Below are 14349 nucleotides of genomic sequence, written 5' to 3'. Positions count from 1 at the left end.
ACTCAATTGCGCTTGACTACATAGGGCGGGGGTTGTAATCGATTACAAGCTGATTGTCTAGAGGCCGTCCATTGCCATTTCTCGATCGTATTTCTTTCAACCACGCAACATTCGGACCAGAGGCGTCGTTCCGTACGTTTTTGGAGACCGTTGCTGAGACAGGTGCACGAGGTGTCGGTATATGGACTGAACGGCTTGACGGCCTGTCGCCTACTGCGGCGGGTGAGCTCATCCGAGACCACGGGCTCGCGATCAGCGGCGTGAACCGCGGAGGCTTCTTTACAGGTTCGACAAAGGAACAACGCGACGCCACCATTGAGCGAACTCTGCGCCAGATCGAGGCGACGGCGGAATTGCACGCCGACACTCTGGTCATAGTTCCCGGCGGTCTGCAGCCCGATCTGAAGGATATTCGGGTCGCGAGGGATCAGGTGAAGGATGGAATAGCCCGCGTCGCGCCATTCGCGCGGGATCATGGCGTCCGTCTAGCAATCGAGCCATTCCATCCAGCTTTGTCGGCGCTGCGCGGCGTAGTGAACACACTCGACCTAGCTATGAACCTGTGTGAGGTTCACGGCGGCCACGTCGGGGTCGTCACCGACATTTTCCACCTGTGGTGGGATCCTGGTGTCTATCAAGCCATTAGCCGTGCCGGCACGCGCATATTCGGGCATCATCTCTGTGACTGGAAACTGGACGCCGTCGATCCGGTCGCCGACCGAGCGGTGATGGGCGACGGAGTTGCTGACATCCCGGGGATCACGGCCGCAGTAATGGATGCGGGCTACTCCGGCTGGATGGAAATCGAGATATTTTCCAAGAATGACCTATGGACCATGGCGCCGTCAGCTATTGCCTCGCGATGCCTCGAACGGGCGCGGGAGTGTCTTGATGAGGCGGAGAAGATGCGAAAAATTTGACCTTTCGGGCGCTGTCGCCTTTGAGTGGGCGATCGTTCGAAACGTGATGAGGTCGCTATGAGCGGGAGTGTCGCAGGGAAAATGGTGCGCAAGAGGGCGCCAAGGAACAACGGGGGGCAACAGCAACCTCGTTTGGCCGACGTCGCTAAGGCGGCGCGGGTAAGCACGGCCACGGTTTCGCGCGTCATGAATACGCCTGAGATCGTGACCGAAGAGATTAGGGAGCGGGTGCACAGCGCGATTCAGAAGCTCAAATGGGTGCCGAACGCGACAGCCAAATCGCTCAGGACGAGCCGCACACACACGGTTGGGGCAATTATGCCCACCCTGGATCACCAGAACTTCGCCCGGATCGTCCAGTCCCTCCAGACAACCATGGCGGTCGAGAAATATGAGCTGCTGGTGGGCGTCACCTACTACAACCGAGAGGTCGCGACACAGCAGGCCCGCGCGATGGTCGACAAGGGGGTGGAGGCTCTCGTCCTTGTCGGCGCCGATCATCCTGATGAACTGATGCAGCTGCTCGAGGAGAAAGGCATCCCGTTCGTGCTGTTGTATGTGGCGCCGGGCAGCGCGCCAGGCCGCAATGTCATCGGCTACAACAACTACCAAGCCTTTGTGACTATGACCGAGCACCTGCTGTCACTGGGCCACCGCACCTTCGGACTTATAGCCCAAGATACCTCTTTCAACGATCGAGCGCGCGCCCGTCAGGAAGGTGTTCGAACGACGCTTGCTGAGCAGGGCATTGCCATCCGTCCACGCCATTTCATTGAGGGCGAATGGAAATTCGAGGACGGCATGAAGGCCTTCGAGAAGATAATGCGCACTGATGATCCGCCCTCGGCCATCATCTGCGGCAACGACTATCTCGCTATTGGATGCATGCTCAAGGCGCGCGAGATGGGTATCGACATCCCTGGCGATGTCTCGATCACCGGATTTGACGATATCGATTTGGCGCGCCTGCTGCAGCCTGGCATCACGACCATGAAGGTTCCTGACGAACTGGTCGGTGAAATGGCTGGCCGATTTTTCATCGACGTTCTGCGTGGCAAGGGCGGGCAGCTGGGAGAGGTGCCGGCACCGGAACTCATCATGCGCGGGTCCACCTCTCGCCCGAAACCGAATTAATCAGGAGCACTACAGATGGTCTATAAACTTGCCTCGGATTTGGACCTGGGACCGCGCTTGCCGATCGGAATGGTCGGCGGCGGCCGGGGATCGTTTTTTGCACCCTATCACCGTGCGGCGCTTCGCCTCAGCGGCCGCTGGGAGCTTGTCGCCGGGGTGTTCTCGTCTGAGCGTTCTAGGTCGCTCGAAGCAGGCACCGCGCTCGGCGTGGCTGCCGATCGCAACTATGAGACAGTCGCGGATCTCGCCCGAGCCGAAGCGGCGCGCAGCGATGGCATCCGGGCGGCGTGCGTCGTCACGCCTAACCATCTGCATTTTGATGCCTGCAAGACCCTGATGGAAAACGGCATCGGCGTGATCTGCGATAAGCCGTTAGTAAATTCTTTGGAGGAAGCACGCGAATTGCAGCGGCTCGCCGCGCAGACCGGCGTCTTTTTCGGCATGACATACACCTATTGCGGCTACCCGATGGTGCGTGAGGCTCGCCAACTCGTCGCGGAGGGCGGGATTGGGCGCGTTAGGTTCGTGTACGTCGAGTATCTGCAGGAGTGGCTCGCCGACAAGCCGGAGAAACTCGGCGCAAAGGCCGGCGGCTGGCGAACGGATCCACAAAAAGCTGGACCGACAGGCACGCTCGGCGATGTTGGCACCCACGCCTTCAACCTCGCGGAATTTGTCTGCGGCGCGAAGGTCAACCAGCTGTCGGCCAATATGACGAGGATCGTCGAAGGTCGTGCGCTCGACGATAACGACATTGTGCAGCTGCGTTTCGACGCTGGCTTTTCGGGGCTCCTATGGGCGACCCAAGCTGCGCCCGGACATCGCAACGGTCTTCGTATTAAGGTCGTAGGGTCCACAGGGTCGGTCGAGTGGCGACAGGAAGCTCCGGAAACGCTTCGTATCGGCGAACTCGGCCAAGCAGACCGTACACTTCACAGGGGTCAGCGGATCATGACTGCAGCCGGGGCGACGCAAACCACACTCCCCGCCGGCAATCCTGAAGGCTACCATGAGGCACTCGCCATCCTTTACAGCGACTTTGCGGATGCCATCGAGGCACCTGTCTCAGTCCCTCTATTTCCGGCACCAGGGTTGGAGGAAGGTGTGCGTGGGGTGGCGCTGTGCGACGTCGCCATCCGCTCAAGTTCCACCAACGGAAGCTGGCTTCCATTAGACAATCAAGATTCTCATTGACAATGCTATGTAATCGATTACAGATACCGCCGACGAAACGGGTGATCCTGGTCCATGAATGCACATCCTTCCACGCTATACGCTCTTCCCGACTCGCCCCGCGATTTCAGCCTGCTGATAGACGGATCGCTGATACCCGTATCCGACCGCGAGCCGATTGACCGGACCAGTCCGGCGCATCGTCGTCTGGTCAGCCGGTATCCCAGAGCAACCACTGCCGACACTGATCGTGCTGTAGAGGCTGCCAAAACGGCCTTCCAGAAGACCGACTGGGCGACCATGCCGGGCGCCGCACGCGCAAGATTTATCCTCGAGGTCGCAGAACTGATCCGCGAGCACAAAGCTGAGCTCGCTCAGATCGAGGCTTTGGAGGGCGGCAAGCCCGTGTCTGCGATCGAAGGCGAAATCGACGTCTCGGTCGATCTTTGGGAGTATGCCGCGACCTTGGCGCGCCATGCCTATGGCGACACTTACGATACCCTCGGAAAGGACACGATGGGGTTGGTTTTGCGCCAGCCGATTGGCGTCGTGGCCATGATCACTCCGTGGAACTTCCCGCTTCTTATCCTAAGCCAGAAGCTGCCTTTCGCGCTGGCTCTCGGATGCACCGCTGTGGTCAAGCCGAGCGAGCTGACATCGGGCACGGCCCTGCTGTTGGGCGAGCTTCTTCAAAAAGCCGGCCTGCCTGCCGGGGTCGTCAACATCCTCGCCGGCGCCGGCTCTACGATTGGCATGCAGCTGTGCTCGCATCCCGACGTTGCGATGGTCTCGTTCACCGGTTCTACAGAGGTCGGGAAGACAATCAGCAAGGCCGCAGCGGACACGCTCAAGCGCGTCTCGCTCGAGCTCGGTGGGAAAGCCGCACACATCGTCTTTGCTGACGCTGATCTTGAGGCGGCTGCCGACAAGGTCGCGTTCGGCATCCTTCACAACGCGGGCCAGTGCTGTGTGAGCGGCACTCGGCTGCTCGTGCAGCGCTCCGTAGCAGAGCAGTTCAGCCAAGCCGTGGCTGCTCAGATCAAGTCCGTTCGTGTCGGCGATCCGCTGGACCCGGCCGTGAAGGTCGGCCCGGTCATTTCCAAGCAGCAATACGAAACTATCGGCAGCTACATCGCGATCGGCAAGGAAGAAAACGCGACCTTGATGTTGGGCGGCACTCAGAGCCTGCATTACGGCGGCGTAGATGGCTATTTCGTCGAGCCCACGATCTTTGCTGATGTCAGCCCAGATATGCGCATCGCGCAGGAAGAGATCTTCGGGCCGGTCCTTTCCATCATCCCGTTCGACACCGTCGACGAGGCGCTCGATATCGCAAACAGCACGATCTACGGCCTTGCGTCCGGCGTGTGGACCTCGAACCTCGACACGGCTTTCAGATGCGCGCGGGGACTGCGATCGGGGACCGTCGAGGTCAACACGTACATCGCCGGTGCACCTGAGCTACCCCTGGTGGGCCACCGTCAGAGCGGCGTGGGGCACGAGAAGGGTCGCTTCGCGATCGAAGAGTTCACCGAACTCAAGACGGTCCAACTGCAATTCGGCCCGCTGACCGATCGTTGGGTCTCCAAGGCTAACTCAATATGAAGAGCGCTGCGGCGCGAAAAAAGGAGGAGTGAACATGCACTGGAATGTCAACAGACGTTCGTTATTGAAGACAAGCGCCGCACTAGCGGCCACGGCCGCATTCTCAGGACTTGCCGGGCGGTCTGCGATGGCCGCCGACAAGCTCGAAATCTTCTCTTGGTGGACGTCGGGTGGCGAGTCAGCGGCTCTCCAGGCCCTGATCGACGGCTTCAAGGAGCACTATCCTTCCACGGAAATCACGAACGCTGCCGTGGCCGGCGGCGGTGGCACAAATGCACTGCCGGTGCTCCAGGCGCGCTTGGCTGGCGGTACCCCACCCGACACTTGGCAGGGCAACAGCGGCACAGCCTTCTTCAACTCCTATGCCGATCCCGGCTACATCGACGACGTTACGGACCTTTATAAGTCCGAGGGATGGGAAAAGACCATGTCGCCGGGCGTCCTCGACCTCGTCCGAAAAAATGGAAAATACTATGCCGTGATGGTCGGCGCTCATCGCTGTAACGAAGTGTGGTTCAACAAGCCTTTGCTGGCCAAGAACGGCGTCGAGATCGGCGACTCCCTGTCGTTCGACCAGTTCTTTGCCGCGGCCGAGAAACTGAAGGCGGCCGGCGTGAATGCCCTCGCGGTCGGCGACAACGGCATCTGGGCCAACATGCGGATGCTCGAGAACACATTCAACGGCGTGCTCGGCTATGACCAGACCGTGCAGCTTTGGGATGGGAAGCTGGCCTTCAACTCGCCGCAGATGAAGGAGGCCTACAAGACCCACCTTCGCATGCTCGATTACCAGAACCCGGACCACTCCGCACTGAGCTGGGACCAGGCCGTCAAGAAGGTGATCGAAGGCAGTTCCGCCTTCACCATGATGGGCGACTGGTCATACGGCGAGTTCGCCAAGGCTGGCGCCAAGGACGGTGTGGACTTCGGCTGGGTCAGCCATCCCGGCACGGAAGACATCTTCATCATCGTCACCGACGGTTTCCCGATTGCCAAGGACGCGCCGAATCCGGAGTCGGCCCGCAATTGGCTGAAGGTCATGGGTGACCCAAAGGTCCAGCTGGCCTTCAGCCTGAAGAAGGGCTCTGTCGCCACGCGCCTTGACGTCGACAAATCCACCCTGCCTGCGTATCTCCAGTGGTCGTTCGAGAAATTCGCGAAGAATAAGTTCACGGGCTCCAGCGTCAACGGCGAGCAGGTGCCGTCATCGTTCAACCAGAGCTCCTTTGATGCTTTGACTACCTTCGTGGTGGACAAGAACATCGATGCCTTCGCTGATAATATGCAGGCAGCGTTCGACGCTATTCCCAAGACGTAATGTCGCCGGGCCGAGTCCCTGTCTCCACCGGGACTCGGCCCCCCGCATTCCAGCAGCAACGACGCGAACAGTGCGGAACCCTACATATGAGCACGTTTGATACTTTCACGTCCGAATTCCAGGTTGCGCCGGGAAGACCCGCGCACCGGTGGACCGCCGTTGGCGAGAAGCTGCAGACTGCACTGCTGATCGCTCCGGTCATCGTGTCGACGCTGGTCTTCGTTTACCTCTTTATTATTCTGACCGTCCTGATCTCACTGTCGGACTGGTCCGTGGTGAATTTGGGCGGCGGCTTCAGCACGCCGTTGCTCAAGAACTATCATGCGCTTTTCGCCAATCCGCGTTTTCAGATTGATCTGCGCAACACCGTCATCTTCACCGTGCTGTTCCTAACGGGCTCTGTCGGCCTGGGGCTCATCTTGGCGCTCCTCATCAACCGCAACTTGCCCGGCAAAGGTTTCTTCCGCTCGGTCTTCCTGTTCCCGTATGCCATCTCGTTCATTGTCACGGGGGTGGCGTGGCGCTGGATCTTCAATCCGGAGACAGGCGTGAACGTCCTGATCAACCTGACGGGCATCAACTCGGTGCTGGCTGCGGCGGGCATCGGTCCCTTCAAGCCTGGCTGGCTGACCGACCCCACTGTCCTTGCCCCCCTGAACGACACACTGGGCGGCATCTTTCCTTTTCTTGGGACCATCCAGCTTAAGCTCGGCATCCCCGTGGCCTTGATCGCAGTCGCGATCGCCGCATCATGGCAACTCGCTGGCTTTGCCATGGCGACATTTCTTGCGGGGCTTGCGACCATCCCTTCGCATATCAAGGAGGCTGCGGCGATCGATAATGCTAGTGGATGGACCTACTTCCGGAAGATAACCTGGCCCATGCTGGCGCCATTCACCGTGATCAATCTGGTGATCCTCGGCCACGTTTCCCTCAAAATATTCGATCTGGTGTACGTCATGTCCGGTCCTGGGCCGGGCTTTGCGACGGACGTGCCAGGCATCTTTGTTTTCGAAACCACTTTCCGTTCCTTGAGATATGGCGTCGGAGCCGCCGGCTCGGTGGTCATGCTCGCAATGGTGGCGGTGATTGTTGTCCCGTACCTGATCCGCACAATGCCGGAGGACAAGTGATGTCAGCGCACGCACTTCAGACAGGGCAAGACAGCAACATTGCGCAGGTAGTCCGCCGTGGGCTCACGTATGCCCTCCTCATTGCGCTCTCGGCGTTCTTCCTAATGCCGGTCTACATGTTGTTCGTGAACGGCCTTAAATCTGCCCGCGATGTGTCCGTGTCCGACATGTGGTCGCTGCCCCGCACCATAGGCATCGGGGGATTTGCCGAGGCATGGGAGAAGCTCGGGCCGTCGTTCCAAAATAGCTTGATGATGACCGGGACCGCGACGATCGTCTCCTGCCTGATTGGCTCGCTTACCGCTTACATCCTGACCCTGTGGGGCGTGAGGTTCTCGCGCTGGATCACGGTGCTCATCATCTTTGGTATGTTTATCCCGTACCAAAGCATCATCATCCCGCTGACTTTCTTGGCGCAGAAGCTCGGCCTTTACGGGACCATTGCCGGACTGATCGTCGTCCACGTCATCTACGGGCAATCCGTCAATATCCTCGTGTTCGGAAACTACTACAGGACCATCCCGAAAGCCCTTATCGAGGCTGCAAAGGTCGACGGCGCCGGCGTCTTGAAGACCTACTTCAAGATCATTCTTCCACTTTCGGCACCTGGCTTCGTCGTGGCCGGCATCTTCCAATTCACGAACATCTGGAATGACTTCCTGTTCGGCGTGATTCTGGTACCGAACCCAGCGGCCCAACCCGTGACCGTCGCCCTGTCGAACCTGTCCGGTAACTATTCGGTCGACTGGAACGTGGTCATGGCGGGTGCGATCGTCGCGGCTCTGCCCACGATCCTGATCTACCTGGTGCTTGGCCGCTACTTTGTGCAGGGCCTGACGTCCGGCTCGGTAAAATCGTGAAGGATGCCGACATGCCAGGAATCGCAATTGTAACGGGCGGCCGGCGCGGGATCGGCCGTGCGATCGCTCAGTGTCTTGCGCGACGCGGACAGGGCGTACTCGTGGTCGATCTTGAGAACGACGCGTCCGCCGAAGACACGGTGTCACTGCTCAAGGAAAGCGGCGTCCCGGCCGCGTTCATGGCCGCCGACGTTGGCGACGAAGCGCGCCACGAGGCCATCCTGAACGCGGCCGGTGAACTGGGGACGCTCACGACCCTAGTGAACAATGCGGGAGTATCTTCCACGGTACGGGGAGACATGCTCGACCTTCCCGTCGAAAGTCTCGACCGTGCGCTGCGCATCAACCTTCGGGCACCTTTTCTGCTCAGTCAGGCGTTCAGTAAGCGGCTGATCCGGACCAGGGCCGCCGACACACACTTTTGCTCCATCGTGAACATCACGTCGGTCAACGTCGAGATCCTCGGCGTCAACCGGCCCGACTACTGTATCACCAAGACTGGCCTCTCCATGGCGACCCGCCTCTTCGCGGCGCGCCTCGCGGAGGAAAAGATCCATGCATACGAGGTAAGGCCCGGGATCACGACGACGGAAATGACCCAACCTTCACGCGAGAAATATGATCGCGTGATTGAGGAGGGCTTGGTTCCCATGCGCAGATGGGGCGAGCCGGAGGATGTAGGTGAAGCGGTGGCGAGCCTCGCGTCCGGCGCATTCAGGTTTTCAACTGGCGACGCGGTCTGGGTGGACGGCGGCCTCCACCTGTACAGGCTCTGACATGGACCAGCATCTGCTCGAAGAGACACCAACCGATGGAGTATTGCTCCTGCGGCTCAACCGGCCGCAGCGCCGGAACGCGCTCACGAAGCAACTCGTGGTTGATATCGCCCAGGCGCTTGCGAAGGCCGCGTCCTCCGGCACCATACGCGCGGTAATTATCACCGGCGACGAGCGTGCATTCTCGGCCGGAGCCGACATCCTTGAGGTGAACGACAGAGGCATTGCTGCCATTCTCGATGAAGAGAGGTTGGCGGCGTGGCGGGCGATCGAGACTTTTCCGAAGCCCTTGATCGCGGCGGTTCGTGGTTTTGCCTACGGCGCCGGCAACGAACTCGCGATGATCTGTGACCTTGTGGTCGCGGGAACCAGTGCGCAGTTCAGCCAACCGGAAGTCAAGATCGGGGGTATGGCTGGTGACGGGGGTACGCAGCGGTTACCTCGCCTCGTGGGCCGGCAGGTCGCCACCAAGATGCTACTGACCGGCGCCCCACTTTCAGCCCAAGAGGCCAAACAAGCAGGATTGGTCTGTGACGTAGTCGGGGACGACCTTGTCGTGCAGACGGCGATCGAGCTGGCAAATGTTATTGCTGCCAACGCGCCGCTCTCAGTCACCGTGACCAAGTCGCTGATCCGGCGTGTTGATGAGGGGGGATTGTCTGACGGTCTTCGCTGGGAGCGCGATGGCCTGCTTAGGGTCTTTCAGTCGGAAGACCGGGTCGAAGGCATGACGGCATTTGCTGAAAAGCGCCGTCCGACCTGGTCCGGGCGCTAATCATACGGGACGATGCCATGCATGTTTTGATCATCGGGGCGGCCGGCATGATCGGTCGCAAGTTGAGCGATCGGTTAGTCAAAGAAGGAGGGCTGGGCGGAGCCGCAATCACCCAGCTCTCCTTGGTTGACCTGGTGCCGCCGGTGAGCGTGGCACTCACCGGCGCAGCGGTAGATTGCATCACTTCGGATCTTTCGCAGGCTGGCGCGGCCGCAAGCTTGGCTGCGTCACGCCCGGATGTAATCTTCCATCTGGCAGCGATCGTCTCTAGCGATGCGGAAGCGAATTTCGAGAAGGGCTATCGCATCAACCTTGATGGCACCCGGTTCCTTTTCGAAGCGATCCGACTCGAAGGCGAGAAGCGTGCATACCGTCCCCGGGTCGTCTTCACATCTTCGCTCGCCGTCTTTGGCCAACCGTTGCCTGACGAGATTCCGGATGACTTTGTCCTTGCGCCGCTTTCCAGCTACGGGACACAGAAGGCGATCTGTGAGCTGCTTTTGGCGGATTATTCCCGGCGCGGCTTCTTCGACGGTATCGCGCTTCGTCTCCCGACCATTTGCGTCCGGCCCGGCAAGCCGAACAAGGCGGCATCAGGCTTCTACTCGGGAATCATCCGCGAGCCGTTGGCTGGCCACCCTTCAGTGCTGCCTGTGCCGAGAACGTTGCGGCACTGGTTCGCAAGCCCGCGTTCCGCTATCACCGCCTTGGTCCATGCCGCAGCGATCGACCTCAAGACGCTCGGAGCACGTCGAAGCATAAATCTCCCCGGCGTATCGGCGACAGTGGGCGACCAGATCGACGCGTTGCGCCGCGTCGCGGGGGACGGCGCGGTGGACCTGATCCGAGAAGAGCCAGACCCCACCGTCTTCGAGATCGTGTCGTCATGGCCTCGGGGTTTCACTGCAACCCGCGCGAAGGATCTGGGCTTCGCCGCCGAAACCTCGATGGACGAGATCATCCACGTTCATATCGAGGACGAGCTCGGCGGCACCTTAAACTGAACAGACTTCACTTCGGATATCTGGGAAATTTCATGCTTCTCGGCTGTATAGCAGACGATTTCACCGGTGCGACCGACCTGGCGAGCATGCTCGTCGAGGAAGGGATTAAGACCATCCAGTTCATCGGCGTGCCCACCAAAGCGCACCTGGACGCCGCGCGAGGCTATGATGCAGTTGTTGTCGCCCTGAAGTCGCGCACCACGCCGGTCGCCGAAGCGGTCGCCCTCTCTCGGCAGGCCCTGGATTGGCTGCGCGAAGCAGGTGCAGAGCAGATATTCTTCAAATACTGCTCGACCTTCGACTCTACGCCGGACGGCAATATCGGCCCGGTCGCGGACATGCTGGCCACGGAAATCGGCGCGTCGATTACCGTGGTCAGCCCGGCTCTGCCCGCAAACGGCCGGACAGTTTACAAGGGTCATCTGTTCGTCGGGGATCAGCCCCTTGACGAGTCGGGGATGCGCGATCACCCACTCACGCCTATGACCGATAGTAGCCTGATACGGCTCCTGGCGGCGCAAACGCCTGCGAGAGTTGACCTCGTCGATCACGGAACGGTGCGGCAGGGGAGAGGGGCCATCCGCGCTCGCCTCGACGCCATGGCCGACATCGGCGTTCGGTACGCGGTCATCGATGTGATTGTCGACGCCGACTTGGTTGAAATTGGAGCCGCCTGTACTGGATTGAAGTTCGTCAGCGGCGGTTCCGGTCTTGGCCTCGGTATCGCTCGCAACCTGTCGTCCAAGGGTTCTGGCGCGTTGAGGGTGTCGATCACCGGACCAGCTGCCGTGATATCCGGCAGTTGCTCGCTGGCGACCAATCGGCAGGTGGCCCTCATGCAAGCCAAAGGCCTGCCGACGTACCGGATCGACCCCATGGCCTTGGCGAACGACCCGGATGCAGTGGTCTCCCATTTTCTGGACTGGGCTGCGCCGCAGTTGGGTGACGCGCCCATATTGGTCTACGCAACTGCTACGCCGGATAAGGTACGCCAAGTCCAGCAGAAGTTGGGAGTTGCTGCCTCAGGGCAGCTGGTCGAGTCTACACTGGCGCGCATCGCGAAAGAGCTTGTGGAACGTGGTGTGCGCCGGTTGATCGTCGCGGGTGGCGAAACGTCTGGCGCTGTTGTAGGGGCGCTCGGGATCGACGCCTTGGCGATCGGCGCGACGATTGCCCCGGGCGTGCCGTGGACAATCGCAGATGTTAACGGTTCAAAAGTGGCGCTGGCGCTTAAGTCCGGAAATTTCGGCCCGGTTGATTTCTTCTTATCAGCTTGGGAGAAACTGTCATGAGCAGTGTTGTGCCATCTCGCGAACGGGCTCTCACTAACGCCCGCGACGGCATCATGAGCCATGCCCAGAGCCTGTTCACACGCGGCCTGACTGCGGGCAGCAGTGGCAATCTCAGCGTTCGCGTCGAGGGCGGCTACGTCGTAACGCCTACCAATGCTTCTCTTGGAGCTTTGGACCCGGCACGGCTCAGTGTCGTCGACTTCGAAGGTAAGCTGGTGGAGGGCGACGCTCCTTCCAAAGAGACCGTGCTCCATCTGGCCATGTACGGCGCGCGGCCGCAATCTGTGGCGATCGTTCACCTTCATGCGACACACTCCGCGGCGGTGTCGTGCATGTGCGGTCTACCGGAAGATGACTGCTTACCGCCGCTAACACCGTACTTTGTTATGAAAATCGGCAAGCTGCCATTGCTCAGGTATCGCAGACCTGGTGATCCCGCACTAGCCCCTGACATCCGGGCAGCCGCCACGCGCGGCCCGGCCGTTCTCCTCGCAAACCATGGTCCGCTGGTCTCCGGTAAAAGTCTTGAAGCGGCGGTTTATGCGATCGAGGACCTCGAAGAGACCGCCAAGCTTTTTTTGCTTTTGCGAGGGTCAGAGACTCGACCCCTCAATGCTGACCAGATCGGGGAACTCCGGGCGACTTTCGGCGAGCCCTGAAGGTGTTTGGTCCCGGCATTTGCTGGAGCGGAGTTTGAAACGTCCGGTTGTGAGACCCACGCCTTGCAGATGAACTCGTAGGGTGTGAGACCTTTGAGGGTCTTGAGCCTGCGGGCGAAGTTGTAGGCGGCGACGAAGTCGGCGAGATGGGTCCGGAGTTGTCGTGGCTCTCGTAGGAAACCGGAAGAACGCTGAGTATTGCAAGACACTCGAAGCACAGCTGGTGGATACTGCGAATTGGCGATTATTCGTGCCATGATTCGAGCCGGAAAGACGGGCTGAATCCGCCCTTAGGCGTTTGGTCGTGGGCCAGAGCCGCTTTAGGTCGTCGAAGGCATCATCCCGGACCGGCTAAACGCCACGGCGCCCTGCCGCCCATAAGGTTCATTAGAATTAACTAATTGTAGACCGCGCTGTCTCAGAATAGGACAGCGCGGTCCTGTTGCCGTACCGCGCCGGCGGCTCTGGCTTTCAGGCAACCCTACCCCAGGGCCGGAGCCGCCACGTTCTATTTAGCAGTAAATCGCTGAAGCAAGCCCTACCAAACATCGTTTCCGAAGTGCTTCTTCGATCCATCGACTTTTAACATTCGTCCTTCGATGGGTCACCGAGCGAGCCGCTTCTCAGTGTGACAGCAAGCAAACCTATTTCGGCTTCGGTGAACGCTATCTCATAGCGTTGTTTGGAGTTTCTTGTGTAGATATCATCGGCGATGATGGAAATCGTGACGGTATTTTCGCAACCTGCAATTCTTCAGTTTGCAGCGGCTCAGAGTATATTCTCTTTGGGGAACCTGGCTTTCGCCCAGGTCGAACGTTCAGTCGCATCGCCGAATCCCAATCGTTGCTACATGCAGTCCTTATGCAAGAGGGATGCCAGCACCCTTGTGTTGAAATCCGGTCATGGGCGCACGCGCTCCTTGCTTGCTGTTGCAGTTGCTGTTGCTTAGGTGGACCGGGCGGTGGCGCGGGCGAGGATCTCGGCTACCATCTCGGGGCGGTAGTATTCCTTGAGCTGGTCCTCGCTGGTGCCAGCCTCGGCCTCCATCTCGATCTCTTCGAGTTCTTGGTCGGTGAACTGGCTCGCGCTCCGGTCGCGGGGGTCGCGCCATGGTGAGTTGGGCGCGTCGTCAAACTTGTACCGACGCTCCCTGATCACCCTGAAGTGCTCGGGCTCGATGCAGTTCGGTTCTTGGCACAGGCTGGTGTTGCGCCTTATCTGGTAGTCGGGGTGCTCGGTCAGTCCAAGCAGAACACGGGCCGGGTTACCGACACGGCAGAGGTGTGGTCGACCGCCTCGCATCTGACCATTCCAGAGCAGGTGGTCGCCCTTGCGGGTTGACCGCGTGGCGATACGATCACGAAGTGCCGTTTTAGGCCGTGCCATGGGTGCTCCGATGAGTTTTGAGGGTATGAAAAGTTATCAATTCAAAATGTAAAATAAAAAAAATACTATAGGACAAGTTTTTCACAGTCAGAACCTAATTAGAAAATTTTTGATGCCTCATTACTCTTCCTCGCATTGGGGAATGGAGAGAGAAGAGAGTAATTAATATAGGAGGAAGCCAAACGTTTTGAACGGGCTTGCCCCGACTTTCTCGATCGATGTGTCAACACGATCGGTTCGAGCACTCTACCGGCCGGCCGACGAAGCTTGGCCTCTTCAAGGTAGCGAACGGCCTCAAGCCGGTTCCGTTCGAT

Annotated in this window: 13 protein-coding genes and 1 pseudogene; 12 read left to right on the top strand and 2 right to left on the bottom strand. The window is 59.6% G+C overall.

What is annotated here, in order from left to right; translation table 11 throughout:
• The first annotated feature begins 71 nt into the window (after positions 1-71).
• The 12 genes from FJ938_RS07370 to otnC all read left to right on the top strand — a co-directional run bounded on the left by FJ938_RS07370 (position 72) and on the right by otnC (position 12649).
• Positions 72-920, top strand: a complete 849-nt coding sequence (locus FJ938_RS07370) for a sugar phosphate isomerase/epimerase family protein (protein ID WP_181165645.1) — start codon at positions 72-74, stop codon at positions 918-920.
• A gap of 132 nt (positions 921-1052) precedes the next feature.
• Positions 1053-2054: a LacI family DNA-binding transcriptional regulator gene (locus FJ938_RS07365; protein WP_181165644.1), complete on the top strand. Its 1002-nt coding sequence runs from the start codon at positions 1053-1055 to the stop codon at positions 2052-2054.
• Positions 2055-2069: 15 nt separating this feature from the next.
• A complete protein-coding gene (locus tag FJ938_RS07360; protein WP_140610673.1) occupies positions 2070-3248 on the top strand; it encodes a Gfo/Idh/MocA family oxidoreductase in 1179 nt (392 codons plus the stop codon).
• A 54-nt stretch (positions 3249-3302) separates the two neighbouring features.
• Positions 3303-4832, top strand: coding sequence for an aldehyde dehydrogenase family protein (locus FJ938_RS07355; protein ID WP_140610672.1), 1530 nt, complete (start codon positions 3303-3305; stop codon positions 4830-4832).
• 127 nt (positions 4833-4959) lie between these two features.
• Positions 4960-6150 carry an ABC transporter substrate-binding protein gene (locus FJ938_RS07350; RefSeq protein ID WP_246673221.1) on the top strand — a complete coding sequence of 397 codons (1191 nt, stop codon included), beginning with the start codon at positions 4960-4962 and terminating at the stop codon, positions 6148-6150.
• An 86-nt stretch (positions 6151-6236) separates the two neighbouring features.
• A complete protein-coding gene (locus FJ938_RS07345; protein WP_140610670.1) occupies positions 6237-7283 on the top strand; it encodes a sugar ABC transporter permease in 1047 nt (348 codons plus the stop codon).
• A complete protein-coding gene (locus tag FJ938_RS07340) occupies positions 7283-8143 on the top strand; it encodes a carbohydrate ABC transporter permease (protein WP_140610669.1) in 861 nt (286 codons plus the stop codon). Before FJ938_RS07345 ends, FJ938_RS07340 begins: the two co-directional genes overlap by 1 nt.
• Positions 8140-8919: a 3-ketoacyl-ACP reductase gene (locus FJ938_RS07335; RefSeq protein WP_246673219.1), complete on the top strand. Its 780-nt coding sequence runs from the start codon at positions 8140-8142 to the stop codon at positions 8917-8919. Before FJ938_RS07340 ends, FJ938_RS07335 begins: the two co-directional genes overlap by 4 nt.
• Before the next feature lies 1 nt (position 8920).
• Positions 8921-9694 carry an enoyl-CoA hydratase-related protein gene (locus FJ938_RS07330; protein WP_140610667.1) on the top strand — a complete coding sequence of 258 codons (774 nt, stop codon included), beginning with the start codon at positions 8921-8923 and terminating at the stop codon, positions 9692-9694.
• A 17-nt stretch (positions 9695-9711) separates the two neighbouring features.
• Entirely contained in the window at positions 9712-10698 is a 987-nt protein-coding gene (gene denD / locus FJ938_RS07325; protein WP_140610666.1) for a D-erythronate dehydrogenase, read from the top strand.
• Positions 10699-10730: 32 nt separating this feature from the next.
• Positions 10731-11990, top strand: a complete 1260-nt coding sequence (gene otnK / locus FJ938_RS07320; protein WP_140692457.1) for a 3-oxo-tetronate kinase — start codon at positions 10731-10733, stop codon at positions 11988-11990.
• Positions 11987-12649, top strand: a complete 663-nt coding sequence (otnC, locus tag FJ938_RS07315; RefSeq protein ID WP_140692454.1) for a 3-oxo-tetronate 4-phosphate decarboxylase — start codon at positions 11987-11989, stop codon at positions 12647-12649. The genes otnK and otnC overlap by 4 nt, the downstream gene beginning before the upstream one ends.
• On the opposite strand, the pseudogene FJ938_RS07310 reads toward otnC, so the two are convergent.
• A pseudogene (locus tag FJ938_RS07310) lies at positions 12600-12810 on the bottom strand (hypothetical protein); the annotation flags it as partial. The gene otnC and the pseudogene FJ938_RS07310 overlap by 50 nt on opposite strands.
• A gap of 784 nt (positions 12811-13594) precedes the next feature.
• Positions 13595-14035 carry a hypothetical protein gene (locus FJ938_RS07305; protein ID WP_140610663.1) on the bottom strand — a complete coding sequence of 147 codons (441 nt, stop codon included), beginning with the start codon at positions 14033-14035 and terminating at the stop codon, positions 13595-13597.
• Positions 14036-14349 lie beyond the last annotated feature (314 nt).

Source organism: Mesorhizobium sp. B2-4-14, assembly GCF_006442155.1.
GTDB lineage: Bacteria > Pseudomonadota > Alphaproteobacteria > Rhizobiales > Rhizobiaceae > Mesorhizobium.
Note: the sequence above shows the minus strand (reverse complement) of the source record. Positions and strands in the feature narration are given on the sequence as shown.

Bases quoted from the DNA above. Each gene is read 5' to 3' on its own strand.
- FJ938_RS07360 (WP_140610673.1), top strand. From the start codon at position 2,070: ATGGTCTATAAACTTGCCTCGGATTTGGACCTGGGACCGCGCTTGCCG.
- FJ938_RS07355 (WP_140610672.1), top strand. From the start codon at position 3,303: ATGAATGCACATCCTTCCACGCTATACGCTCTTCCCGACTCGCCCCGC.
- FJ938_RS07350 (WP_246673221.1), top strand. From the start codon at position 4,960: ATGGCCGCCGACAAGCTCGAAATCTTCTCTTGGTGGACGTCGGGTGGC.
- FJ938_RS07345 (WP_140610670.1), top strand. From the start codon at position 6,237: ATGAGCACGTTTGATACTTTCACGTCCGAATTCCAGGTTGCGCCGGGA.
- FJ938_RS07340 (WP_140610669.1), top strand. From the start codon at position 7,283: ATGTCAGCGCACGCACTTCAGACAGGGCAAGACAGCAACATTGCGCAG.
- FJ938_RS07330 (WP_140610667.1), top strand. From the start codon at position 8,921: ATGGACCAGCATCTGCTCGAAGAGACACCAACCGATGGAGTATTGCTC.
- denD (WP_140610666.1), top strand. From the start codon at position 9,712: ATGCATGTTTTGATCATCGGGGCGGCCGGCATGATCGGTCGCAAGTTG.
- otnK (WP_140692457.1), top strand. From the start codon at position 10,731: ATGCTTCTCGGCTGTATAGCAGACGATTTCACCGGTGCGACCGACCTG.
- otnC (WP_140692454.1), top strand. From the start codon at position 11,987: ATGAGCAGTGTTGTGCCATCTCGCGAACGGGCTCTCACTAACGCCCGC.
- FJ938_RS07305 (WP_140610663.1), bottom strand. From the start codon at position 14,035: ATGGCACGGCCTAAAACGGCACTTCGTGATCGTATCGCCACGCGGTCA.